The sequence below is a fragment of the Marilutibacter chinensis genome, from assembly GCF_021725675.1.
GTDB lineage: Bacteria > Pseudomonadota > Gammaproteobacteria > Xanthomonadales > Xanthomonadaceae > Marilutibacter > Marilutibacter chinensis.
Genome location: NZ_JAKJPO010000001.1, coordinates 206198 through 228980 on the forward strand (window position 1 = coordinate 206198; position 22783 = coordinate 228980).

The 22783-nt window shown below is 68.2% G+C and carries 20 protein-coding genes; 13 read left to right on the forward strand and 7 right to left on the reverse strand.

Annotated features, from left to right (window positions below):
- Positions 1-32: 32 nt before the first annotated feature.
- Positions 33-881 (forward strand): universal stress protein, encoded by an 849-nt coding sequence (locus L3V18_RS00885; protein ID WP_237052738.1) that lies wholly within the window; start codon positions 33-35, stop codon positions 879-881.
- A 138-nt stretch (positions 882-1019) separates the two neighbouring features.
- On the opposite strand, the gene L3V18_RS00890 is transcribed toward L3V18_RS00885, so the two are convergent.
- A complete protein-coding gene (locus L3V18_RS00890) occupies positions 1020-1586 on the reverse strand; it encodes a GNAT family N-acetyltransferase (protein ID WP_237052739.1) in 567 nt (188 codons plus the stop codon).
- A gap of 163 nt (positions 1587-1749) precedes the next feature.
- Between L3V18_RS00890 and L3V18_RS00895 the strand changes: the two genes are divergently transcribed.
- Entirely contained in the window at positions 1750-2583 is an 834-nt protein-coding gene (locus L3V18_RS00895; RefSeq protein ID WP_237052740.1) for a universal stress protein, read from the forward strand.
- 53 nt (positions 2584-2636) lie between these two features.
- On the opposite strand, the gene L3V18_RS00900 is transcribed toward L3V18_RS00895, so the two are convergent.
- Positions 2637-3410: an SDR family NAD(P)-dependent oxidoreductase gene (locus tag L3V18_RS00900; protein WP_237052741.1), complete on the reverse strand. Its 774-nt coding sequence runs from the start codon at positions 3408-3410 to the stop codon at positions 2637-2639.
- Positions 3411-3665: 255 nt separating this feature from the next.
- On the opposite strand from L3V18_RS00900, the gene L3V18_RS00905 reads away from it, so the two are divergent.
- The 4 genes from L3V18_RS00905 to L3V18_RS00920 all read left to right on the forward strand — a co-directional run bounded on the left by L3V18_RS00905 (position 3666) and on the right by L3V18_RS00920 (position 5913).
- Positions 3666-4109: an Hsp20/alpha crystallin family protein gene (locus L3V18_RS00905; RefSeq protein ID WP_237052742.1), complete on the forward strand. Its 444-nt coding sequence runs from the start codon at positions 3666-3668 to the stop codon at positions 4107-4109.
- 189 nt (positions 4110-4298) lie between these two features.
- A complete protein-coding gene (locus L3V18_RS00910; protein ID WP_237052743.1) occupies positions 4299-4688 on the forward strand; it encodes a sll1863 family stress response protein in 390 nt (129 codons plus the stop codon).
- A gap of 76 nt (positions 4689-4764) precedes the next feature.
- Positions 4765-5049, forward strand: a complete 285-nt coding sequence (locus tag L3V18_RS00915; protein WP_237052744.1) for a DUF883 family protein — start codon at positions 4765-4767, stop codon at positions 5047-5049.
- A gap of 138 nt (positions 5050-5187) precedes the next feature.
- Complete coding sequence (locus tag L3V18_RS00920; protein WP_237052745.1) at positions 5188-5913, forward strand: helix-turn-helix domain-containing protein; 726 nt, start codon at positions 5188-5190, stop codon at positions 5911-5913.
- A gap of 129 nt (positions 5914-6042) precedes the next feature.
- Here the strand turns inward: L3V18_RS00920 and L3V18_RS00925 are convergent, their stop codons facing one another.
- Positions 6043-6285 carry a hypothetical protein gene (locus tag L3V18_RS00925; RefSeq protein ID WP_237052746.1) on the reverse strand — a complete coding sequence of 81 codons (243 nt, stop codon included), beginning with the start codon at positions 6283-6285 and terminating at the stop codon, positions 6043-6045.
- A complete protein-coding gene (locus L3V18_RS00930; protein WP_237052747.1) occupies positions 6285-6809 on the reverse strand; it encodes a hypothetical protein in 525 nt (174 codons plus the stop codon). The genes L3V18_RS00925 and L3V18_RS00930 overlap by 1 nt, the downstream gene beginning before the upstream one ends.
- Before the next feature lie 299 nt (positions 6810-7108).
- Here L3V18_RS00930 and L3V18_RS00935 point away from each other — a divergent pair, with 299 nt between their 5' ends.
- Positions 7109-8443, forward strand: coding sequence for a phosphoribosyltransferase (locus L3V18_RS00935; protein ID WP_237052748.1), 1335 nt, complete (start codon positions 7109-7111; stop codon positions 8441-8443).
- A 14-nt stretch (positions 8444-8457) separates the two neighbouring features.
- On the opposite strand, the gene L3V18_RS00940 is transcribed toward L3V18_RS00935, so the two are convergent.
- The gene (locus tag L3V18_RS00940; protein WP_237052749.1) at positions 8458-10455 is read right to left on the reverse strand and encodes a PAS domain S-box protein; all 1998 of its coding nucleotides are present in this window, start codon (positions 10453-10455) and stop codon (positions 8458-8460) included.
- A 10-nt stretch (positions 10456-10465) separates the two neighbouring features.
- Complete coding sequence (locus L3V18_RS00945; protein WP_237052750.1) at positions 10466-11185, reverse strand: response regulator; 720 nt, start codon at positions 11183-11185, stop codon at positions 10466-10468.
- Positions 11186-11506: 321 nt separating this feature from the next.
- On the opposite strand from L3V18_RS00945, the gene L3V18_RS00950 reads away from it, so the two are divergent.
- The 5 genes from L3V18_RS00950 to L3V18_RS00970 are packed head-to-tail and all read left to right on the forward strand — an operon-like array spanning position 11507 to position 18000.
- Entirely contained in the window at positions 11507-12817 is a 1311-nt protein-coding gene (locus tag L3V18_RS00950) for an NAD(P)/FAD-dependent oxidoreductase (RefSeq protein ID WP_237052751.1), read from the forward strand.
- Positions 12814-13395 carry a cytochrome b gene (locus tag L3V18_RS00955; RefSeq protein WP_237052752.1) on the forward strand — a complete coding sequence of 194 codons (582 nt, stop codon included), beginning with the start codon at positions 12814-12816 and terminating at the stop codon, positions 13393-13395. Before L3V18_RS00950 ends, L3V18_RS00955 begins: the two co-directional genes overlap by 4 nt.
- Before the next feature lie 31 nt (positions 13396-13426).
- Positions 13427-13630, forward strand: a complete 204-nt coding sequence (locus tag L3V18_RS00960) for a YgaP family membrane protein (protein WP_237052753.1) — start codon at positions 13427-13429, stop codon at positions 13628-13630.
- 24 nt (positions 13631-13654) lie between these two features.
- On the forward strand, positions 13655-14764 hold the full coding sequence (locus L3V18_RS00965) for an efflux RND transporter periplasmic adaptor subunit (protein WP_237052754.1): 1110 nt from the start codon (positions 13655-13657) through the stop codon (positions 14762-14764).
- A complete protein-coding gene (locus L3V18_RS00970; protein ID WP_237052755.1) occupies positions 14761-18000 on the forward strand; it encodes an efflux RND transporter permease subunit in 3240 nt (1079 codons plus the stop codon). Before L3V18_RS00965 ends, L3V18_RS00970 begins: the two co-directional genes overlap by 4 nt.
- A gap of 62 nt (positions 18001-18062) precedes the next feature.
- On the opposite strand, the gene L3V18_RS00975 is transcribed toward L3V18_RS00970, so the two are convergent.
- Positions 18063-20627 carry a cation-translocating P-type ATPase gene (locus tag L3V18_RS00975; protein WP_237052756.1) on the reverse strand — a complete coding sequence of 855 codons (2565 nt, stop codon included), beginning with the start codon at positions 20625-20627 and terminating at the stop codon, positions 18063-18065.
- Positions 20628-20948: 321 nt separating this feature from the next.
- Here L3V18_RS00975 and L3V18_RS00980 point away from each other — a divergent pair, with 321 nt between their 5' ends.
- Entirely contained in the window at positions 20949-22625 is a 1677-nt protein-coding gene (locus tag L3V18_RS00980; RefSeq protein WP_237052757.1) for an ABC1 kinase family protein, read from the forward strand.
- The last annotated feature ends 158 nt before the right edge of the window (positions 22626-22783 follow it).

Below are 22783 nucleotides of genomic sequence, written 5' to 3' on the forward strand. Positions count from 1 at the left end.
CATGCACAGTCACTGCCATTGGAATCGCGGCCATGATCAAGGACCTAATGCTCGCCCTCACCGGTACAGACGCCGACGACAATGCGCTCGACAACGCATTGGCCATGGCCGACTACGCGCAGGCGCACCTGACCGTCGTCGGCACCGTGCGCCTGCTGGTGCCCGCCGTCGGCGACTGGGGCGTGGCCCCGGACGCCTCGTCGATGCAGTTGATCCACGCCGAGATCCGGGCAATGGCCGAAGCGCAGGCAACCCGGCTGCGGGAACGGCTGGCGCGCGAGTCGGTGCCCTCCGAAGTGCGCATGGTCGAGACGATGTCCTACGACCCACAGCGCGAATGCGCACTGCATGCGCGCTACACCGATCTGGTGATGATGACGGCGGACGGCGGCGGCAGGGGCGAGAGTGCTTCCGTCAACGCGTTCTTCAGCTCGATCCTGCTGGAGTCCGGCCGCCCGGTGATCGTCGTGCCGCCCAGCCACCGGATGCGGGTGCCGCCTCGGCACGTCGTCGTGGCCTGGCGACCGACGCGCGAGGCCAGTCGTGCGCTGCACGAGGCGATGCCGTTCCTCAGGGCCGCGGACTCGGTCGACGTGCTTGAGATCGAGTCGGGGCCCGACGAGCGCAGCGACGACGGCCCACAGCCCGGTGCGGATATCGCCACCCATCTTGCGCGGCACGGTCTCAAGGTGCGGGTGGTGGTCCGGCAGAGGCGGGACGAAGCGGTGTCGACGGCGCTGCTCGACCACTGCGAACAGTCGGGTGCGCAGCTGCTGGTCGCCGGCGGCTACGGCCACTCCCGGCTTCGCGAGTGGATGATCGGGGGCACCACGCGGGAGCTGCTCCAGTTCGCCCGGCTGCCGGTGCTGTTCTCGCACTGAGCATTGACTGGGAGGCATCGGACCCAAGGCCCGTCCCAAGGACTCTTCCTCCGGCCGTGGGAATCGCGTCACGCCCCATGCGACATCCGCCGGGCGGGCTGTCAGGGAACGAGCCCGCCGGAGATACTCGCCGTACCGCTACGCCCGCGTCTGCAGCTCGAGTTCATGGATCAACTGGGAAGCGTCGGCCGGATCCGGGCGCGTGTGGAAACCGAGGTGGAACGCCAGATCCTTCATCGCACGATTTCCGGCCGAATCGACCGAGTACAGACGCGTTACGCCTCGTTCGCGCGCGATTCCGATCAGGTGTTTCATCAGGATCGTTCCGAGGCCCTTGTTCTGCCACTCGTCGTCCACGGTGACGGCGCATTCGCCTCCGGCTTCGTCCCGGCTGATGCTGTAGCGGCAGGTTCCGACGAAGCGTTCGTCGTCGCCCATCGGCACGACCGCGGCGAACGCGACGTGGTGGACCTGGTCGACGTCGGTGAGCTGATGGACGAGCGCGTCTCCCGGCACGCCCAGCTGGCCAAGAAACCTGAATCGCCTAGCCGCCGGAGACAGCCCTTCGATGAAGGCGCGCTCGCGCTCGGCGTCACCTGCGGTGATCGGCCGGATCGTGACCTGGCTGTGGTCGCGCAGGGTGTCGGTCCAGCGCGGGTGGCCAGGACCGATGTCCGGGGTTGGGAGAGTGATGGACTTGTTCATGCCTGCTGTCTCGCAACGGAGGGTGCCAGCGGTAGCGAATGCGCCGCGGGGGCGAACGGCCCGGATCGATATTGACCGGCGCCGCGAGCCCGCTGTTGATCCAGGTCAATCGCGGCGGATGTCGGCGTGGCACGCTGCGGTATCGAAATCCTGCCTGCCCGCCATGTTCAAGGACATACTGCTTCCGCTGCTGTCCGGCCGGTTCAGCGAGCCGGCGCTCAGCACGGCCTGTGCGCTGGCGAAGACGTTCCGCGGACATGTGGTCGTGCTGCTGACAAGCGATGCGGCCGCTTCCGAAGCCTCGATGCGGACGCACTCTCCAGGCGGCATCTATGCGCTGCTGCAGGAACATGCCGGCACGCCGACGTGGGCACATGTCGGCGCGCTTCGCGAAAGGCTTGCACGGGCCGGCGTGGCCTTCGATATCCGTCAGGCAGACGGCTTCTGGCTGACCGCCGAGCAGCAGTCCGTCACCCATGCGCGCTATGCCGATCTGGTCGTCCTCGGCATCGAGCGGGAGAGCATGCATGCCGAATCGCGCCGGTTCTCCAGCGTGGTGGTGGAGGGCGGACGCCCCGTGCTCCTTGTTCCTCCGCAGGCCGCGGACAGGGACGCGTGGCGCCACGTGGTGATCGCATGGAAGTCGACACCGGAAGCCGCGCGTGCGGTTCATGACGCGCTCCCCATCCTCCGGCGCGCCGACACGGTGGATCTGCTGATGGTTGACAATCGATACGAGTCCCATGGAATCGAGCAGACGGCCGATGCGGCGATCGTTCCCTGCCTGTCCCGGCATGGGCTGCAGGTGAATCTGGTGCGGCGATCGGCCGCGCACTCGTCGATCGGCGAAGAGGTGCTCGCCTACGCCGGGGAATGCGGGGCCGACCTCATCGTCGCCGGCGCCTACAGTCGCCCCAGAGCGCTCGAACGGCTGTTTGGCGGAGTCACCCGGACGCTGCTCGAGCGAACCGGCATCCCGGTGATGTTCTCGCACTGAGCTCGCGGGACCGGACACCGTTCAGTATCGGTGACGAGCACGCGGTACCTGGCTCATCGCGCGGTGTAGCCTCCGTCGATGACAAGTTCGGCACCGGTCACGAACTTCGACTCGTCCGACGCCAGGTAGACCACGCCCCAGGCGATGTCATCGGGCTCGCCCATGTGGCCGAGCGGATGCAGCTTGCCCACCTCGGTACGCGCGACGCCCAGATCGGTGGCGCCGCTGTCGCGCAGGTGCCGCTCGACCATCGGTGTCCAGATGTACCCCGGGTGCACCGAGTTGACCCTGATCCGGTCTCCGGCATAGAGCAGCGCATCGGTCTTGCTCATCAGCCTGACAGCACCCTTGGATGCATGATAGGGCGGTACGTCGGGGCCGCCGACCAGGCCGTAGATCGACGACAGATTGATGATGCTGCCGCCGCCGCTGCGCCGGAGGTGTGGAATGGCGTGCTTGGTGCACAGGAAGACGCCTTTGACATTCACCGCCTGCACGCGATCCCACTCCTTTTCGCTGATCTCATGGGTGGGCTTGTTGATGCCGGCGATGCCGGCGTTGTTCACCAGCACGTGCAGCGAACCGAAACGCGCGACCACCTCGTCGATTGCGGCCCTGACTTCCTTCTCGCGGGCGACATCGACATGCCAGTAGTGCGCATCGGCGCCCCAGGCCAGCAGCTCCGCGAGCAGTTCCTCCGCGGCATCGTCCTGCATGTCGAACAACGCCACGGTCGCTCCGTGCTCCGCCAGGCGCCTCACACATGCCGCGCCTATTCCCATGGCGGCGCCGGTGACGATGCAGGTCTTTCCACTCACGCGACTCATGGCGCTCTCCCCGGATCATCGGACCGGCACAGTCCAGCACGCGGGCGGCAACGTGGCATTGACCTGGATCAACGCGCCCGGCGCGGCAGAGGCCGGGAGCGCCGATGTCGGGGGGGGGGCCACCGCCGGGGATGAATGCGGGAAGCCTTGATCTCGATCAACGCGGATGTCCGGGATCCACCTACAGTCCCTCCCTGCGCCGGATGGCGGGCGTCCTTACCTTCCCCCGCGCCATCAAACTACCGGAGAACCGCCATGACACTGCCCACACGCTGGAATCCGTTCCAGACCGCCCGTTTCGACCCGTTCCGGGACTTCGACGACCTGGTGCGAAGGCTCGGCACCCAGGATCTGATCTCGCGCGAGTACGAGAAGACCATGGAGATGCGCATGGACATCACCGAGGACGATGGGCAGTACCGCGTGGCCATCGACATCCCCGGTGTCCGGAAGGAAGACATCGAGGTATCGGTCGACGGCAACCAGGTCTCCGTCAGCGCCAAGGTCGAGCGCGAGAGCACGAAGGAAGACGAGAAGACGATATGCAGCGAGCGCTACCAGGGCAAGGCTTACCGGTCGTTCCTGCTGCCGTCCGAGATCGACGCCGCGAAGGCAGAGGCCCATTACGACGGTGGGGTGCTCAGCCTGGCGTTGCCCAAGAAGGCGGGAAACGGTTCTCGCAAGCTGTCGGTCAACTGAGACCTCGCCCGCGCGAGAAGCGAGAGTGGACATGAACAGGCAGCTGGTTGTGCTTGCGTTGTCGCTGGTGCTGCTCCTTCCGACCGCCGCGCCGGCCCAGGAGCGACACGAGGAAACGGCCGCCCAGCGGCTCCTGAGGAAGCGGCGGACGAGGACGAAGCCAGGCTCAGGAGAGAGGTCGACGAGGCCATGGACGTACTGCGAACGTACTCGGTCGAGCGTCGCGACGAAGCGGTGGCCCGGGCGAGACAGGCAACCGCGTCGATCGACGTGCAGATCCAACGCCTGCAGGCACGGATCGATGCAGACTGGTCCGGGATGAACGACGACGCCAGGCGCAGGTCGCGATCGGCCCTGAGGGAGATCGAACGCGGGCGAAACGCCGCGGCGGAATGGTATGGCGGCATGCGCCATGGTTCGTCCGCGGCCTGGAAGGAGGTCCGGGAGGGATTCGTGCGCAGCTACGACGAGCTGGCGCGGGCCCTGAGACATGCGCGCGAGGAGCTGAGGGACGGGGGGCGTCCGCGCCCGGAAGACGACCCGTCCTCGCAGGACGCCGGGCAGAAGGAAGGTTCATGAGCTGGCCACGGCCAGGATCCACTGGCAGACATCCACCAACCGAGGCATCGGGATGAACAGGCTTGATACAAGACGGATGCGTCACGACCTTCATGGCCTTGTCGATCAATTCGAGGTCCTGTTGCAGGACATGGCGGACGCGACAGGCGAGCGACCGGACGAGTTGAAGCGGCGTGCGGATCGGCGGTTGCGGAAGCTGCGCTCACGCCTGTCCGGACTGGAGCAGGCGGCCGCCGGCCGGGCGCGGGCGATCGGCCGCAGCACCCGCGGCTACGTGTCCGGCCATCCCTGGATTGCGGCGGGTGCCGTGCTGGCGGCCGTGCTCGCGGTGGGGCTCGTCGCGAGGCGCCGCCTGCCATGACGGGGCAGGGCGACGGCCATCGCCCATGGCGACCGTAACCGTTGCGTTACCGTCCGTTTCATTCGGTTACACAGGCCCAATCAACGGGTGACGCGGCTCCGGCAGGATCCCGAACATGGTCCTTCCGGAGCCGTTTCCATGTTCGACTTTCCCGATATCGTCCATACACCGGATCACGCGCCTTCGTTTCAGGCGCCTGCTCCTGTCGCGCGGATGCCCGCGCTGCTCGAGCTGGAAGCCATGCTGGCGGCATTGCCGCTGCACAGGCGGCGGATCCAGGCGCGCCAGACCCTGTTCCGCGCCGGTCAGCCGCACACGTCTCTCTACCTGGTGCATGCCGGATTCTTCAAGACCTGCGTGCTCAGCGAAGACGGGCGCGAGAAGATCACCGGTTTCCACCTGCGCGGCGATCTGCTCGGCATCGATGCACTGGGCATGCCCTGCCACGGCTGCGATGCGGTGTCGCTCGATCTGGGTGAGGTATGGGAGATCCCGTCCAGCGTGATGACTGGCGGGATGCCCGAGATCCGCGAGGCGATCACGTCGGCGCTGGCAGCGGAGATACGACGTGACTGGAACTGGATGCTGATGGTCAGCACGCTGACCGCCGAGCAGCGTGTCGCGACCTTTCTGCTGGATCTGGCGACGCGCCTGCAGTCGCTGGGATTCAGCCGGCGACACGTGATGCTGCGGATGACGCGCGGCGACCTCGGGAACTATCTTGCGCTGAAACTCGAAACGGTCGTGCGTGCGCTGACACGCATGCAGGGCGCCGGGCTGATATCGATCGACCGCCGGGAGATCCGCATCGAGGACGAGCCGGCCCTGCGCGAGCTGATGAGTCGGGCACGGACGACGCATTGACGCCGTCGGACGGCACCCCGCCATCAGCCTGTCTTCGGTACGGCCGCATCCGGCTTCCTGCTGTCTCGGGGCTGTTGGATTCATCCTTTCGCCGCGCGGGACAGGGGGGCCATCCGCATTGCCAGGATTTCAGGGCGCATCCGGCTCCCAGTCGAGGTCGAAATCGTCGCTTCCCTCCAGCAGCTGCTGGAGGATGGACAGCAGCAGGTCGGAGGCGCCGGCCTCCGCCCAGCGCTCGATCAGTTCGGGATCCAGCGGAATCGGGTCGTCCTCACGGCCGGGTTCTTCGAACAGCGACATCAGCCGGTTGCATTCGTGTTCGCTCAGCTTCCCGAGATAACGGCCGCTACGACGGTCATACAGGCGCGGCATCACGGCTTCTCCAGTGGTTCGTCGCCATCGGGGGGCGAGCCTGCGTCGATGAATACGGTCGAACGGGAAGCGGGAGCCGTCACCGCGGAAACCGTGGACTCCTGGAGCCGTTTGCGCAGGGCACCGAAGGCATGGTCGACGGTCTCGTACAGACCTTCGCGACCACGGCTTCCACCCCCGGAACGTGCGATCTGGACCACCTGCCCGGGGATGTCCGTGCTGATGCGGACGAGATAGCGATCATGGCGCCGGTGCCGGACGTCCCGGCTGATCGTCACCAGGCAGGATTGCAGGCCGGGGACGTAGCGCAGGAGGTGACAGGCCTGACCCTCAATGTCGGCGCGAAGCAAGGTCGAAGGTGGCATGCCGAAGAAGTTGACGGCGATGTGGAGTTGCATGGCCGGATTCCGCTGCTGCGACGTCCGAAGCATGGCCAGGGACGACGGCGGGATCTTGATCCAGGTCAGCAGTCGTGCGGATTCCGGGTCCGGCCCGGGACGCGGAAGCAGATCCTGGTCGCGCACCCAACGGGTCTGACCTGTGCGGATCGCGACCCGGGCGGCGTCCTCGCACCGCCGCAACGCAACGATTCAAACGGACGCACGCAGGGCAAGTGGAGATGGCCGGCTGTCGGCGCCGCTCCAGTGACCATCCCCATCGTCCGGAGAGCCGGTTGCGGGAGGCGAGGGCGCACGTCATGTCCGCGCGGTGCTGCAATCCGCGGCCCGAATCGCACCGGGCAGGCGCGGCAAGTTGATGCAGGTCAATCCGCCCCGCGGGGACGGGACCAGAATCGTTCCATGTCCCGCGCACCCGAACCGACATGATTCGACTCCCGTTCCATGACCGTGAAGATGCCGCGCGCCAGCTCGCGGTAGCGCTGGCCGGATACCGCGACACGCATCCGCTGGTGCTCGCGATTCCGCGCGGTGCAGTTCCGATCGGACGGATCGTCGCCGACATGCTGTCCGGAGATCTGGACGTGATCCTGGTTCGCAAGCTGGGGGCGCCGGGAAATCCGGAGCTGGCCATCGGCGCGGTCGATGAGCGTGGGCTCGTGATGCTGAACGAAAATGCGGACTGGACAGGAGCCGACGACGTATACGTCCAGGACGAGGTGGCGCGCCAGTTGCGGGTGATTCGCGAACGCGAGCAGCGCTACCGGGCCGGAAGACCCGCGACGGCATTGGCGGGACGGGTGGTCATCGTCGTCGATGACGGGCTGGCGACCGGTGCCACGATGATCGCGGCGCTGCGCGCGGCGCGCGCGCAGAAGCCCGCGCGCCTGGTCTGCGCGGTACCGGTGGCGGCCCAGGACAGCATGTTCGAAGTCCGTCGCCATGCCGACGACACCGTGTGCCTGGCGACGCCGTATCCGTTCCGCGCTGTGGGGCTCTACTACCGGAACTTCTCCCAGGTCGAGGACGAGGAGGTCGCCGCGCTGCTGGGCGCCGCGCCGGCGTCGGACGAGCCGCCGGGAGGTACCGCAGCGGTGTCGCGCGCGGTAAGGATCAAGGTCAATCATGTCGTGCTCGACGGGGATCTGGTTGTCCCTGCGTCGCCCAGGGGGCTGGTGCTGTTCGCGCACGGCAGCGGCAGCGGCCGGCACAGCAAGCGCAGCAGGTTCGTCGCCGGCGTGTTGCAGCAGCACGGCGTCGCCACCCTGCTGCTGGATCTGCTGACACCCGAGGAGGATGCGCACCCGCGGGCACGCTTCGATATCGCACTGCTGACCCTGCGGCTCGAGGCGGTACTGGACTGGGTGCGTGCGGAAAAGACACTGATGTGGCTGCCCACCGGATTGTTCGGTGCCAGCACCGGCGCCGCTGCGGCGATATCCGTCGCGGCCCGGCATCCCCAGCACGTGGTCGCGGTGGTCTCGCGGGGAGGGCGGCCGGACCTGGCGGGCTGGCTGCCTCTGTCGCAGGTGCGCACGCCGACATTGCTGATCGTCGGCGGCGCGGATCGCGAGGTGCTGGAGCTCAACCGGGCCGCCCGAACGGTAATGGGCCGCTGGGCCGAGATCGTCGTCGTGCCGGGCGCGACGCACCTGTTCGAGGAGCCCGGTGCGCTGGAGGAGGCGGCGAACCGTGCCGCCGACTGGTTCATGCGTCACTTCCGCGACACGGCGCCCGTGGGGGCCACGCTGACGCTCTAGAATCGGTCCCGCCTTCAGGCGCGGCTGCCGGCGCAGCGTTTCAGCGCCGCCGCCAGTTCGTCGCGCCGGTAGGGCTTGCGCATCAGCTCGAAGCCATGCTGCTCTCCAGGCGACACGCTGTTCTCGTCGTATCCGGACGTCATCAGCACGGCCAGCCCGGGACGCATCGCGCAGGCTGCGCGGGCCAGCTCGTATCCGTCCATTCCCTCGCCGAGGCGGACATCGCTGAACAGCAGCGAGATCGAAGGAGTCTCGCGCAGGCGTTGCAGCGCTTCGGCGGCATTGCCGGCGCTGACCACCCGGTAACCCAGCGAATGCAGGAACGCCTCCGCGATCGTGCGGACTTCATCCTCGTCCTCGACCACCAGCACCGTCTTTCCACCGTCCGCCTCGAGCGGAGCAGAGGCGCTGCTGGTCTCCGCACTCCGGCTCGACCCGGTGGCTACAGGCAGGTAGATTTCCACCCGCGTGCCGTGGCTCGGCCGGCTGTCGATATGCATGTAGCCGCCACTCTGCTTGATGAAGCCGTACACCATGCTCAGGCCCAGTCCGTTGCCCGACTTCTTGGTGGTGAAGAACGGCTCCACGGCGTGCGCCAGCGTCGCGGGATCCATTCCGCAACCGGTGTCGCCGACCGAGAACATCACGTAGTGCCCCGGCCCGGGCTCGGCGTCATGCCCGGCGGAGCCGATCCTGCATTCCCTGGCGGACAGGGTGACCTCGCCGCCGCGCGGCATCGCGTCGCGCGCATTCAACGCGAGGTTCACCAGCGCGGAATCGAGCAGGGTCGAATCGGCAAACACATTGGCGATCGGCTGCTGGCACTCGACCGCGATCCGGATCGTTTCGCCCAGCGTCCGTCGCAGCATCGAAGCCATTTCGGCCAGCAGCACCTCCGGTTCGAGCGCCTGCGGGGACAGGCGCTGGCGTCTGGCGAAGGCGAGCAGCTTGGCGGTGAGGTCGGCCCCGCGGGACGTCGCCCGCGAAGCGCTGGCGATCAGTCCCTTCGCGCCAGGGGGCAGGTCCTCCCGGGCTTCCAGCAACTGCAGGTTGCCGGATATGACGGTCAGCAGATTGTTGAAGTCGTGGGCGACGCCACCGGTCAGCTGCCCGATCGCATCCAGCCGCTGTGCGTGCGCGAGCTGCTCTTCCGTATGGCGGCGCTGTATCGACGTGGTCAGCAAACTGGCGGTCATCCGCAGAAGATGCATCGCGTCGTGGCTGAAGCGGCGGGTGTCCTGCGCCATCACGATCAGTGCACCGATCGGCCGTTCCCGGTCGGACATGGGCATCACCGCGACGCTGGAGGCCTGGCCGCTCATGGGTTGAGGCCAGCCGTCGGGTTCGTCGTGGCCGAGCGATTCCACGATGACCGGCTGGTCGTTCGCCAGTGCGCGCCACACCGCCGTGTCGCGCTGCGGTCTCCTGACGAACCGCTCCAGCTGCCGGGATTCGATGCCATGGGTGGCCACCACCCGCGCATGGGCCCGGTCCGGCGTCACGAGAATCACCGCGGCCGCTTCGGCCTGCAACGCCTGCACCAGTTGCTCCGGCAGCATGTCGATCACGTCGCTGTCGTTGCCGGACGCCATCGCGACCTGGCCGATCCGTGCCGCCAGCGCGTCGTACCTGGCCCTCACCAGTGCCTGCCTGACCCGCTGGCTTTCGGACACGTCGCGGACCAGGGCCAGATACTGCATGTCGTCGGGGGTACGGATCGGGCCCAGCGAGATCTCGACCGGAAACTGGCCGCCATCGAGCCGCTGGCCGATCAACGACAGGCTCGCGTCGCCCATCGGACGGACCCGGGGGTGCGCCATGTACTCGGCGCGGTGCCGGCTGTGGCGGTCGCGCATCTCGACCGGCATCAGGGCTTCGATGGAAAGGCCCTCCAGGTCGCCGGCGGGATAGCCGAACAGGCGCTCGGCATGGGAGTTGGCGCGGACGATGCGACCTTCCCGGTCGACGACGATCATCGCGTCGGGAATCAACTCGAACAGCTGTTCCAGCATGGCGGCGGCCTCAATGGACCCGCACCCGGGCGGCCATCAGGTAGCCCGCGCCGCGGATCGACTGGATCAGTTGCGGTCGCGCGGCGTCGCGCTCGATCTTGCGCCGCAGACGGCTGATCTGCACGTCGATCGAGCGGTCGAAGGGACCGGCTTCGTGGCCGTGCAGGTGGTTCATCAACTGGTCCCGGCTGAGCACCTGGTTCGCGTGCTCCAGCAGGACGCGCAACAGGTCGAACTCGCCGCTGGTCAGGTCGATCGCGCGGCCGTCGCGGCCGGACAGCCGGCGCGACGACAGGTCCAGAGACAGGCTGTCGAACTCGAGCCGACGCGATGCGCCGGCATCATGGCGCGGCGTGGATCTGCGCAATACCGAACGGACCCGCGCCAGCAGTTCGCGCAGATCGAACGGTTTGTCGACGAAATCGTCGGCACCCAGTTCCAGACCTACCACGCGCTCGACCGACTCCCTCCGGCCGCTGATCACGATCACCGGACCCTGCCATTGCTGCTGGAACTCGCGCAGCAGGCTCAGGCCGTCCGCATCCGGCAGGCCCAGATCGAGCAGCATCAGATCGATGCGCTCCCGTCCCAGGGTCCCGCGAAGGCCGGCCGCATCGCCGACATGGCTGACCCGATAGCCGTGCTCGCTCAGGTAGAGGTCGAGCATGCGGGCGATCTCGACGTCGTCGTCGACCACCAGCACATGGGGTTTGGTCTTGGGAGAATCCACGCAAGCATGCATGACGACAGGTCGATACCCGTTGGCGGCAAGCATAGGACGAATCGCGGGCCCCGCCCACATCCGCCCCGACACCGGCAGGCGCGCGCCCATGCGCAGCCGCGCGGGAGTGCGGGGCCGGCACGGCGGCGCCTCCGACGTTCCATTCAGACGTGATTCGCCGGAAGGACAGGCCATTTCCGCAAGGTGGTGTCCTGCAGATGCCTGCTAGCGGAGCCGCGGATTCGCCCGATCTCCAGCCCCATTGATCGAGATCAATGCGCCTGCCGCAGGGTAGAGGACGATCGGGTCATCCCGATCGAGGGCTCCCGCATGACCGACTTCCTCGTGCTCGGCGCCGGCCTCGCTGGAATGAGTGCCGCCTATGAGCTTCGCGACACGCTGGGCCCGGCCAACCGGATCACGGTGCTGGGCGATGGCGAGCGTTTCAGCTTCACCCCGTCCAATCCCTGGCTCGCGGTGGGCTGGCGGAAGCCGGAGGATTTCACCTTCCGTGCCTCCGGGCCCCTGGCGGACAAGGGCATCGATTTCGTGCCGCATCCGGCGGTTGACATCGATCCCGTGCGCAGGCGCGTGCGCGCCGCCGACGGCAGCGAACACGGCTACGACTACCTGCTGATCTGCACTGGCCCGAAGCTGGCCTTCGACGAGGTGCCGGGACTGGGACCCGACGGCGGCCATACCTGGTCGATATGCACCACCCCGCATGCGCAGCGGGCCTGGGAGGCCTACCAGGCCTTCCTGGCCGATCCCGGCCCGGTGGTGGTCGGTGCAGTGCAGGGGGCGAGCTGCTTCGGCCCCGCGTACGAGTTCGCGATGGTCCTCGATGCCGATCTGCGCAGGCGCAAGCTGCGCGACCGGGTGCCGATGACCTTCGTGACCAGTGAGCCGTACGTCGGCCACATGGGCCTGGGCGGCGTCGGCGATTCGAAGGGACTGATGGAGTCGGAACTGCGCCAGCGCCACATCAGATGGATCACCAGTGCCCGGGTGCAGAACGTCGAGGCCGGCCGCATGACCGTCGTCGAGCACGAGGACTCCGGCGCGGTGCGGGGCGAGCACGTGCTCGGCTTCAGGTACGCGATGATGCTGCCTGCCTTCAAGGGCGTCGACGCGGTAGCGGCGGTGGAAGGGCTGTGCAACCCGCGCGGCTTCGTGCTGGTCGACAGATACCAGCGCAGCACCGGCTACCCGGAGATCTTCGCCGCCGGAGTATGCGTCGCGATTCCTCCGGTGGAAACCACGCCGGTCGCCACCGGCGCCCCGAAGACGGGGTTCATGATCGAGTCGATGGTGACCACCATCGTGCGCAACATCGGTGCCGAGCTGAATGGTGAACCGGCGACGTTCGAAGGCACCTGGAACGCGGTATGCCTGGCCGACATGGGAGATTCGGGGATCGCCTTCGTCGCCCTGCCACAGATCCCGCCGCGGAACGTGACCTGGGCGAAGGAGGGGCGCTGGGTGCACCTGGCCAAGATCGCGTTCGAGAAGTACTTCCTGTTCAAGATGCGGCACGGCACTTCCGAACCGATATACGAAAGGCACGTGCTCTCGCTGCTCGGCATCGAGCGCCTGAAGCCGCATGACTCCGGCGTCGCCGATCGGGAGAAGACGCCATGACTGCGGCCGTGCCGAAAACGGCGCGTTGGCTGAACACCCAGGAACGCTATGGAGCTGTGTCGATCCTCCTGCACTGGGCGATGGCACTGCTGCTGGTTGCGGTCTACGCCACGATGGAGCTGGAAGACGTGTTGCCGGGCGGGGAAGGGGAAGGCGCGATGGAGGCATGGCACTACACGCTGGGACTTGGCGTGCTGGTATTGGTCGCCGTGCGTCTCGCGATGCGCCTGATCGGGAGCACACCGCTCATACATCCGCAGCCGCCCACCTGGCAGCGTGTGCTTGCGAAATTGACCCACCTGGCGCTGTACCTTTTCATGATCGCGATGCCTCTGCTCGGCTGGCTGACACTCAGCGGCGAGCATGAATCCGCGCGGATACCCGGACCGGGCTGGACGATTCCCTTGCTCCCCGGTGTCGATGAATCTGCCGGCGAGGCCGCGGAAGAGCTGCATGAGGTCGTCGCCGTGCTCGGTTATTGGCTGGTCGGACTGCACACGGTCGCCGCACTCGTTCACCACTACCTGATCCGCGATGACACCCTGCGGCGCATGCTGCCGCGTCGGTCGCGCGCGTGATGCCGCGTCCCACTACCTGTTGGAGGCTTCCATGAACCTCGATCGAGCCGTAATGGCGTTCGCCGGCGTGATGATTCTGGCCAGCGTTGCACTGGCGCAGCTGGTGTCGCCGTGGTGGTGGCTGCTGACCGCCTTCGTCGGCCTCAACCTGCTGCAGTCCAGCTTCACCGGCTTCTGTCCGGCGGCGATGTTGCTGCGCAGGCTCGGCGTGCGCAGCGGTTGCGCGTTCCGCTGACGGCGTACCGGGATGATGTCGCCGTTGCGCTCTTCGACCGTTCGTGCCGCCGGCCTGCTGTGGGGCCTGTTGACGGTGCTGGCAGGCTGCGCTGACGAGGCCGGCGTGCGGGCGCCCCCCCTGTCGGCGCAGCTGGAGACGACGACCGTGGAGGCCGTCGCTCGCGACGGTGGCCGCAGTTGGGACGGCGTGGTCGAGGCGGTGCAGCGGGCCGACCTGTCGGCGCAGACCAGCGGCCGCGTCGTCACGGTCGCGGTCGACATCGATGACCGTGTCGAGCGCGACCAGGTACTGCTGCGCATCACCTCGGTCGAGCAGCAGGCGGGCCTGCGCATGGCCCAGGCGGCATTGCGCGCCGCCGAGGCGGCTGTCGTCGAAGCGGAGAGCAACTACCGGCGTCTCGCCGCGCTGGAGGATCGCCAGTACGTTTCGCGCGCGCAGATCGACCAGGCGCGCGCGGCGCGCGACAGCGCAGTGGCCGCGCGCGATGCTGCCCGAGCCGACCTGGCCCATGCCAGCCGGCAGGCCGGGTACACGGTAGTCCGGGCGCCGTTCGCGGGCATCGTCAGCGCACGCCAGGTCGAACCCGGCGAGACCGTCGCGCCGGGACAGCCTCTGCTTTCGATGCACGCGCCGGATACCTTGCGCATCGAGGTCCAGATCCCACAGTCCGAAGCCGCAGCGATCCGTGCAGCGGGAAGGGCCGTCGTGGCGCTGGACGATGGCCGCCGGATCGATGCGGCCCGGGTCACCGTGTTTCCGGCTGCAGACCCGTTGACGCACAGCGTCGGAGTACGCGTCGAGCTGCCGGATCCCGCGACATCCGGGCCGGGGCCCGTTCCGCAGCCTGGCGTCACCGCACGGGTGGTGTTTCCCGGTACCACCGCAGCGACCGGGACACCGCAGATCCTGCAGGTCCCGCACTCGGCGCTGGTGCAACGCGGAGAAGTCAGCGGCGTCTACGTGTTGTCGGGCGACCATCTCGGGCTGCGCCAGGTGCGGATCGGACGGAGAATCGGGGACGAGATCGAAGTGCTGGCCGGGCTGGCGCCCGGCGAACGTATCGCCACGGATCCGGTGGCCGCGGCCCGGCTGCTGGCCGCGCGGCATGAGACCGGCGAGGACGGGCGGTGAGCCTGCCCGCGAACGGCGGACGTCCGCCCGCCGGGCCCGGTCTGTCCGGACGCCTCGCCGGCGCCTTCCAGGACAATCCGCTGACGCCGATCCTGGCCCTGCTGGGCCTGTTGCTCGGGCTGGTCGCGGTCGCGATCACGCCGCGCGAGGAAGAACCGCAGATCGACGTGACCATGGCCAACGTGTTCGTTGCGCTGCCCGGCGCGGATGCGCGTGACGTCGAGCAACTGGTGGCGACGCCGCTGGAGCAGAAGCTCTCGGAGATCGAGGGCATCAAGCATGTCTACTCGGTCAGCCGGCCGGGCATGGCGCTGCTGACCGTCGAGTACACGGTCGGGGTCGAGCGGCAACCGGCTATCGTCCGCCTGTACAACCAGATCTACTCCAATCAGGACTGGATGCCCGCCGGGGTGGGCGTCGGTACGCCGCTGATCAAGCCCAAGGGCATCGACGACGTGCCGGTGATGAGCCTGACGTTGTGGACCGACGATCCCGGCCGCAGTGCGACCGATCTGGCCGAGGTCGCGCACTCGCTGGAAACGGAGCTCAAGCGGATACCCGGCACCCGCGACATCTACACCATCGGCGCGCCGGACCGGGTGGTCGCGGTCACGCTCGATCCGGCGAAGCTGGCGGTCCATGGGCTGACCGTCGCCGATCTTGCGCAGGCCCTGCAGGCGGCCAACGTCGTGCGTCACGCCGGCGAGCGTGTCGGCGGCAATGCCGCGGTGCCGGTGACCGTCGGCACTTTCCTGGCCGACGCCGAAGACGTCGCCGGACTGGTGGTCGGGCTGAGCGGCGGGCGGCCGTTGCTGCTGGCCGATGTGGCCGAGATCAGGGCGGGCGGAGACGTGCCGGTCCGCTATGCCTGGCATGGCGCGCCGGCTGGGCGTGCGGGGCCGGCGCAGGGCGTCGCGCCGGCGGTCACCGTCGCCATCGCCAAGAAGCCCGGCGCCAACGCCGCCGACATCACCGGTGCCATCGAGCGCCGGCTCGGGCAATTGCGGGGCGAGCTGATTCCCGAGGGCATCCACGTCACCGTGACCCGCGACTATGGACGCACCGCCACCGACAAGGCGCAGAAGCTGATCCAGAAGCTGGTGTTCGCGACCGGCTCCGTGGTGCTGCTGGTGCTGTTCGCCCTGGGCTGGCGTGAGGCGGTCGTCGTCGGCACCGCGGTGATCCTGACCCTGGCGGTGACCCTGTTCGCCTCGATGACGATGGGATTCACCCTCAACCGGGTGTCGCTCTTCGCCCTGATATTCTCGATCGGCATCCTCGTCGACGATGCCATCGTGGTGGTGGAGAACATCCACCGGCACATGGCGCTGGGCGGGAAGAGCCTTCGCGAGGCGATCCCGCCGGCGGTGGACGAGGTCGGCGGCCCGACCATCCTCGCGACATTCACCGTGATCGCGGCGCTGATGCCGATGGCGTTCGTTTCCGGCTTGATGGGCCCATACATGCGGCCGATCCCGATCAACGCGTCGGCCGGCATGCTGCTGTCCCTCGCCATCACCCTGGTGGTGACGCCGTGGCTGTCGCTGAAGCTGCTGTCCCGGCATGTGCCACACGCGCCGGCGGCAGGCGCGGAGCGGGGCGATTCCCGTCTGCACCGGCTGTTCGGCCGGATCATGCGCCCGTTCCTCGATCCGGGCCAGGGCCGGCGCCGCCGGCGCATGCTGTTCGCCGGAATGGCGGTGCTGGTGCTGCTGGCAGCGTCGCTGGCGGCGTTCGAATGGGTGGTGCTGAAGATGCTGCCATTCGACAACAAGTCCGAGCTGCAGGTCGTCGTCGATCTGCCCGAAGGGCGGACACTGGAAGACACCAGCGCGTTGCTGGGCGAACTGGCGGCAGCCGTGGACGAGGTGCCGGAAGTGCTCGATTACCAGGGCTATGCCGGCACCGCAGCGCCGATCAACTTCAACGGCCTGGTCCGCCAGTATTTCCTGCGCAGCGGCAGCAACGTGGGCGATCTGCAGGTCAACCTGGTCGACAAGCACGACCGCGACCGGCAGAGCCATGAGATCGCCCGAGCCCTGCGGCCGCGGCTCTCGGCCATCGGGCACGCGCATGGTGCGTCGGTGAAGGTGGTCGAGGTGCCGCCGGGACCGCCGGTGCTGTCGCCACTGGTCGCAGAACTGTATGGGCCGGACCATGCCCGCACCCGGGAACTGGCGCGCAGCCTGGAGCGGCGCTTTGCCGCGACCGAGGGCATCGTCGATGTCGACACCAGCGTGGAAAGCGCGGCGCCGCGGGAAACCCTGGTCGTCGACCGGGTTCGTGCGGCGCGTCTGGGGGTGCCGCAGTCGGCGATCGCGGAGGCACTGGCCGCGGCCCTCGGCGGACTCGACGCGACCTGGCTGCAGGACCAGCGGTCCAAATACCCGCGCCCGGTGCGCCTGCGCCTGCCGGTGGCCGACCAGGCCGACCTGGACCGGCTGCTGGCGCTGCGCGTGCGCGGCGGGCAGGGGCAACTGGTGCCGTTGTCCGCGCTCGTCGAAGTGAAGCGGAGCGGCTGGGATGGCGCGATCCATCACAAGGACCTGCTCCCGGTGGTGTACGTGACCGGCGACGAGGCCGGCCGCCTCGACAGCCCGCTCTATGGCATGTTCGACCTGGTCGGGCAGCTGCGCCGCGAGGACGTCGGCGGCCATCGGTTGCGCCAGCACTTCATCGGCCAGCCCGGGGACACCAGCCGGTTCGCGGTGAAGTGGGACGGCGAGTGGCAGATCACCTACGAGACTTTCCGCGACATGGGCATCGCCTATGCCGCCGGCATGGTGCTCATCTATCTGCTGGTGGTCGCTCAGTTCCGCAGCTATCTGGTGCCGCTGGTGATCATGGCGCCGATCCCGCTGACGGTGATCGGCGTGATGCCCGGCCATGCGTTGCTTGGCGCACAGTTCACCGCGACATCGATGATCGGCATGATCGCGTTGGCCGGCATCATCGTGCGCAACTCCATCCTGCTGGTGGACTTCATCAACCAGGCCCTGGCCGATGGCATTCCAGCGGAACAGGCAGTGATCGACGCCTGTGCGGTGCGGGCAAAGCCGATCGCCTTGACCGGCCTGGCGGCGATGCTGGGGGCGTTCTTCATTCTCGACGACCCGATCTTCAACGGCCTGGCGGTATCGCTGATCTTCGGCATCCTGGTCAGCACCGTGCTGACCCTGATCGTCATCCCGCTGCTGTACTACGGACTGCGAACCGGGCGGGGAGCCGCCGCATAGGAACGCGTCGCCACGATCGTCCTTGCGCCCGGCACGGGGCGCGGTCCCTCACGTTGCCCGGGTCACCGCGACGATGATGGCGGACGCACGCCGCCTGCCCGGATGCCGTGCCTGTCAGCGGCACGCCCTGGGCGCCAGCGCCTCATGATCCCGGTTACGAGCAACGGCAATATCGCCGCGAACAGCCAGCCGGACAGAGGAGGGGGCGCGAAACCGAACCAGCCGGCCGAGGGAGCGAACCGGGTGGCCAGCAGCAGGGTCGCCAGCGCCAGTGCCACGACCGCGACGAATGCGATATTCGGTTGTCGCAGCGACTGCCGCCACGGCCGCCTGGGCCGATAGAGCGCGATCAGGCCCAGATTGCCGGCAACCAGCGAAGTGAACGCCAACGCCGCCACCTGTGGCGTCGGCAACGCGTGCGCTGCGCCGATCGCATAGGCCGCGACAACGACTGCGAAGAGGGCCGTGCCCTGGGCCAGGCAGACCAGCAGCTCACGTGGGCCCAACAGCCGTGCGCCCGGCGGGCGCGGCGGTCGGCGCATCAGGTCGGGGGCGGCGGGTTCGCGTTCGAACACGATCGCGCAGGCGGGGTCGATGATCAGTTCGATGAACACCACATGCAGGGGCAGCAGCAACAGCGGACCGCCGGTGATCAGCGGCAGCAACGCCAGCCCGGTGATGGGCACGTGCACGGCGAGGATGTAGCGCACCGCGCGATGGATGTTGTCGTAGATCCGGCGCCCGGCACGGATCGCTTCGACGATCGAGACGAAGTTGTCGTCCAGAAGCACGATCGATGCCGCCTCGCGGGCGACGTCGGTGCCGCGTCCGCCCATCGCGATGCCGACGTGGGCGGCCAGCAATGCCGGCGCGTCGTTGACACCGTCGCCGGTCATCGCGACGACCTCGCCCGAACGCCGCATTGCATCGACCAGGCGCAGCTTGTGCTCGGGTCTCACGCGTGCGAACACGTCGACCTCCGCCAGACGCCTGTGCAGGGCGAGGTCGTCCAGTTCGTCGAGCTCACGTCCTGTCATCGCGTTTCCGCGATCCATGAGTCCGGCCTCATGCGCGATCGCGATGGCGGTCTCGACGTGGTCGCCGGTGAGCATGACCGGCCGGATCCCCGCCGCGCGCGCTTCGCAGACCGCACGGGGAATGCCGTCGCGCAACGGATCGGCGAAGCCGACCAGGCCGAGCCACTCGAATCCGAATTCCTCCATCGAGGCAGGAAGCGGCGGCGCTCCTGCTCCTGCCGGCCAGGATGCGACGGCGACGCCCAGTACCCGCAGACCGCGCCGCGCCATCGCCGAGGCCGCCTGCAGCGCCTGCCCGCGCGTTTCCGCACGCAAGCGGCACAGGCCGACGACCGCCTCCGGTGCACCCTTGCACGCGACCTGCGCCGAAGCGCCACCGGGTGAGATCCAGACATGGGCGAGGGCGGGGAGAGCCGGTGTCAGCGGATACTCGCCCAGGTGTTCCAACGCCGGTTGCGGGGCCGAATCGCTGGCGGCACGCAGCGCACGGTCCATCGGATCGTGCGAGTCCGGAAGTCCGGCCAGTGCGGCGGTTTCGAGAAGCCGCGCGGATGCGGCGCCCTGTCCGCCAGGTCGGTCATCGTCGGCCGAGGGAAGCGACTCGGCGACTGCCATGCGGTTCTCGGTCAGGGTGCCGGTCTTGTCCACGCAGAGCACGGTGATCGCGCCCAGCGCCTCGATCGCGGGCGTGCGCCTGACCAATGCGTTCCGCTGCGACATCCGCCATGCGCCCAGCGCGAGGAATACGGTCAGCACGACCGGGAACTCCTCGGGAATGTTGGCGATCGCGAGGGTGATGCCGGCGAGCAGCGCTTCCAGCCAGTTGCCCCGGGTGGCCACGTACAGCCCGACCATGAGCGCACACGAGGCCAGGCTCAGGGCGGCGAACAGCCACACCATGCGGCGGATCTCGCGTTGCATCGGGGTGGGGGAGGGCTGGATGGCATGCAGCGCCGCCCCGATCCGGCCGACCGCGGTGCGCGCGCCGGTTGCGGTTACCGTCGCGATGCCGTGACCGCTCACCACCAGCGTGCCGGCATGCAGCGTGCAGCGGTCGCTGTCGGCCGCATCCAGTTGCACGGGTACCGATTCGCCGGTGAGCAGGGACTCGTCGGCCTGGAGGCCGGCCGACTCCCGCACCCGCGCGTCCGCGGGAACGCGGTCGCCCTCGGCGACATGGATGCGGTCGCCGACCACCAGTTCCGATGCCGCAAGCACCGTCAGCCGACGGTCGCGCTCGACGCGCGCGCGCGGGCTGCTGAGATCGCGCAGCGCCTGCAGTGCGTCCTCCGACTTGCGCTCGTTGTGGAACGTCAACGCGATCACCAGCACCACCGACGCCGCCAGCAGCGAGGCCTCGCGGGGATCTCCGAGCAACAGGTATACGCATGCCGCGGCCAGAAGCAGCAACAGCATCGGTTCGGTCAGCACATCGCGCAGGATCCGCCAGCGGGAACGGCGGTCCGGCTGCGGCAGCGTATTGGGTCCATCGCGGCGCAATCGCGCCGCCGCCTCGGAAGACGAGAGTCCTGCAGTCGCCGCGGCGGCTTCGACGGAATGGTCGTCAAGGGCAACGGATTCGTTCTGCATCGGCGGACCCTCGCTGCGATTCCACGAGCATGGAGGACGACACCGACCTGCGCGTTGATCTCGGTCAGGGCGGAGCCGTGCACCCGGCACCAGGATCAGGATGCCAGATCGCTCCCGAGCGCCTGTCTCGCGAACCGGGAAGGACCGCGGCCGCCTCGGCAGCCAGGGGAGCGGACCATCGTCGTTTACCGGCGACCCGACCCAAACCGGCCTGGAGACATATTGACCCGGATCAAGGTCCTGCGCGGATTCAGGCTGGAAACTCGACCCATCGCGCGCACCGTCAGGTCGCAGTCGCCGTTCGGTCCGGAGGCAGCATCGATGTTGGACACGCTGATCGCCAGTCAGGACGCCGCCCGGGCCGAGGCGCTGGTGGCGATCCTGGTGCGTCACGGCTTCGGCGACATGTTGCGCCGTCTCGGCCTGGCACGCGCCCTGCATCGTGCCGGCAGCGCTTCGTCGCTGGCCAGGATGGAGGAATGGGTCGCGCAGCCGGTGCCGGTGCGCATCCGCCATGCGCTTGAGGAAATGGGGCCATGCTTCGTCAAGCTGGGGCAGGTGCTGGCGACGCGGGTCGACCTGTTTCCGCCGGAGTGGATCGCGGAGTTCAGCCGCTTGCAGAGTGCGGCTCCTGCGGTGCCGTTCGAAGCCATCCGCAGCGAGATGGAGACCGCCCTGGGTCACGCGCCGTCGTCGGAGTTCGAGGCGATCGATCAATCTCCCCTGGCGGCCGCCTCCATCGCCCAGGTGCACCGGGCGCGGCTTCACGACGGTCGCGAGGTCGTCATCAAGGTGAGGCGGCCGGGCATACGGCGTGTCGTCGAAGCGGACCTGCGGTTGCTGCAGTACGCCGCGCGGCGCGCCGAAGCGCGCTTTCCGGAGTTGCGGCGCTTCCATCCGGCAGGGATGGTGCGGCAGTTCCACGATTCGCTGATGCGTGAGCTCGACCTGGCCGCGGAATGCCGCAACGCGGAGCGGATCGCCGCCAGCTTCGCCGACGATCCGCGGATGGTGGTTCCTTCGGTCTACTGGCCATGCACGAATGAACGCATGAACGTCCAGGATTTCGTCGACGGACTGCCCGTGGCGGATCTCGCCGCGCTGGAAAAGGCTGGCGTGGACAGGAAGGAAGTCGCCCGGACCGGCGCGCAATTCGTGCTGAAGATGATGCTGCAGGACGGGTTCTTCCACGCCGATCCGCATCCAGGGAACGTGTTCGTCCTGTCCGACGGACGCATCGCGGTGATCGACTTCGGCATGGTCGGCCATCTTTCCCGGATGAGGCGGGAGGAGGTCGTCGATCTGCTGTTCGGCCTGGTCGAACGGGATGCGGGGCGCGTCGGCGAGGTGTTGCTCGACTGGGCCGGCCCGGCCGACGTGGACATCGACCCGTTGATGCTCGACATCGACGGCTTCATCGACCGCTACCACGGATTGCCTCTGGCGCAGCTCGACCTGGCCGGGATGTTGCTGGAGGTGACGACGCTGCTTCGACAGCACCGGCTCGCGCTGCCTGCGGACCTTGCGCTGCTGATCAAGGTCTGTCTCACCCTCGACGGGCTGGGCCGGAGCCTCGACCCGGGGTTCGACATGGCCCGGCAGGCGCGGCCGTTCCTGCGCCGGGCGATGGTCCGGCGCTATCGTCCGCGGGCCCTGGTCCGGGACGGCTTCTCGGCGATGACGGACGTGCTGGGCCTGGCCGCGTCGGCGCCTCGCGAACTGCGGGGCCTGCTGCGCATGATCAGGAGCGGCAATGGATTGCGCATGCGGGTGGACGGGCTGCGGGAGTTCAGCACCGATGTGAGCCATTCGGCGAACCGGCTCGCCGGCAGCATGGTGATCGCCGCGCTGATCGTCGGTTCCTCCATCGCGATGACGGTCGAGGGCGGCCCCAGCATGTTCGGACTGCCGTTCTTCGGTCTGCTCGGTTTCGTCGGAGCCTCGCTGGCCGGCATCTGGCTGCTGTGGTCGATCTTCCGCAGCGGGGGCGGCCGCTGAGGACCTGTCCTCCCGCAGGATCTGCGGAGGCGTTCGCTCGGGAAACCGGTGTTCATCGGCCCCGGACCCTTTCTCCCGTCATGCCTGGCGCGGCTTCTTGGGTTGTCCGCATTCCAGCCGAAGCTCGACGACCACGCGCTGCCTGTCGTCTCTGGCGC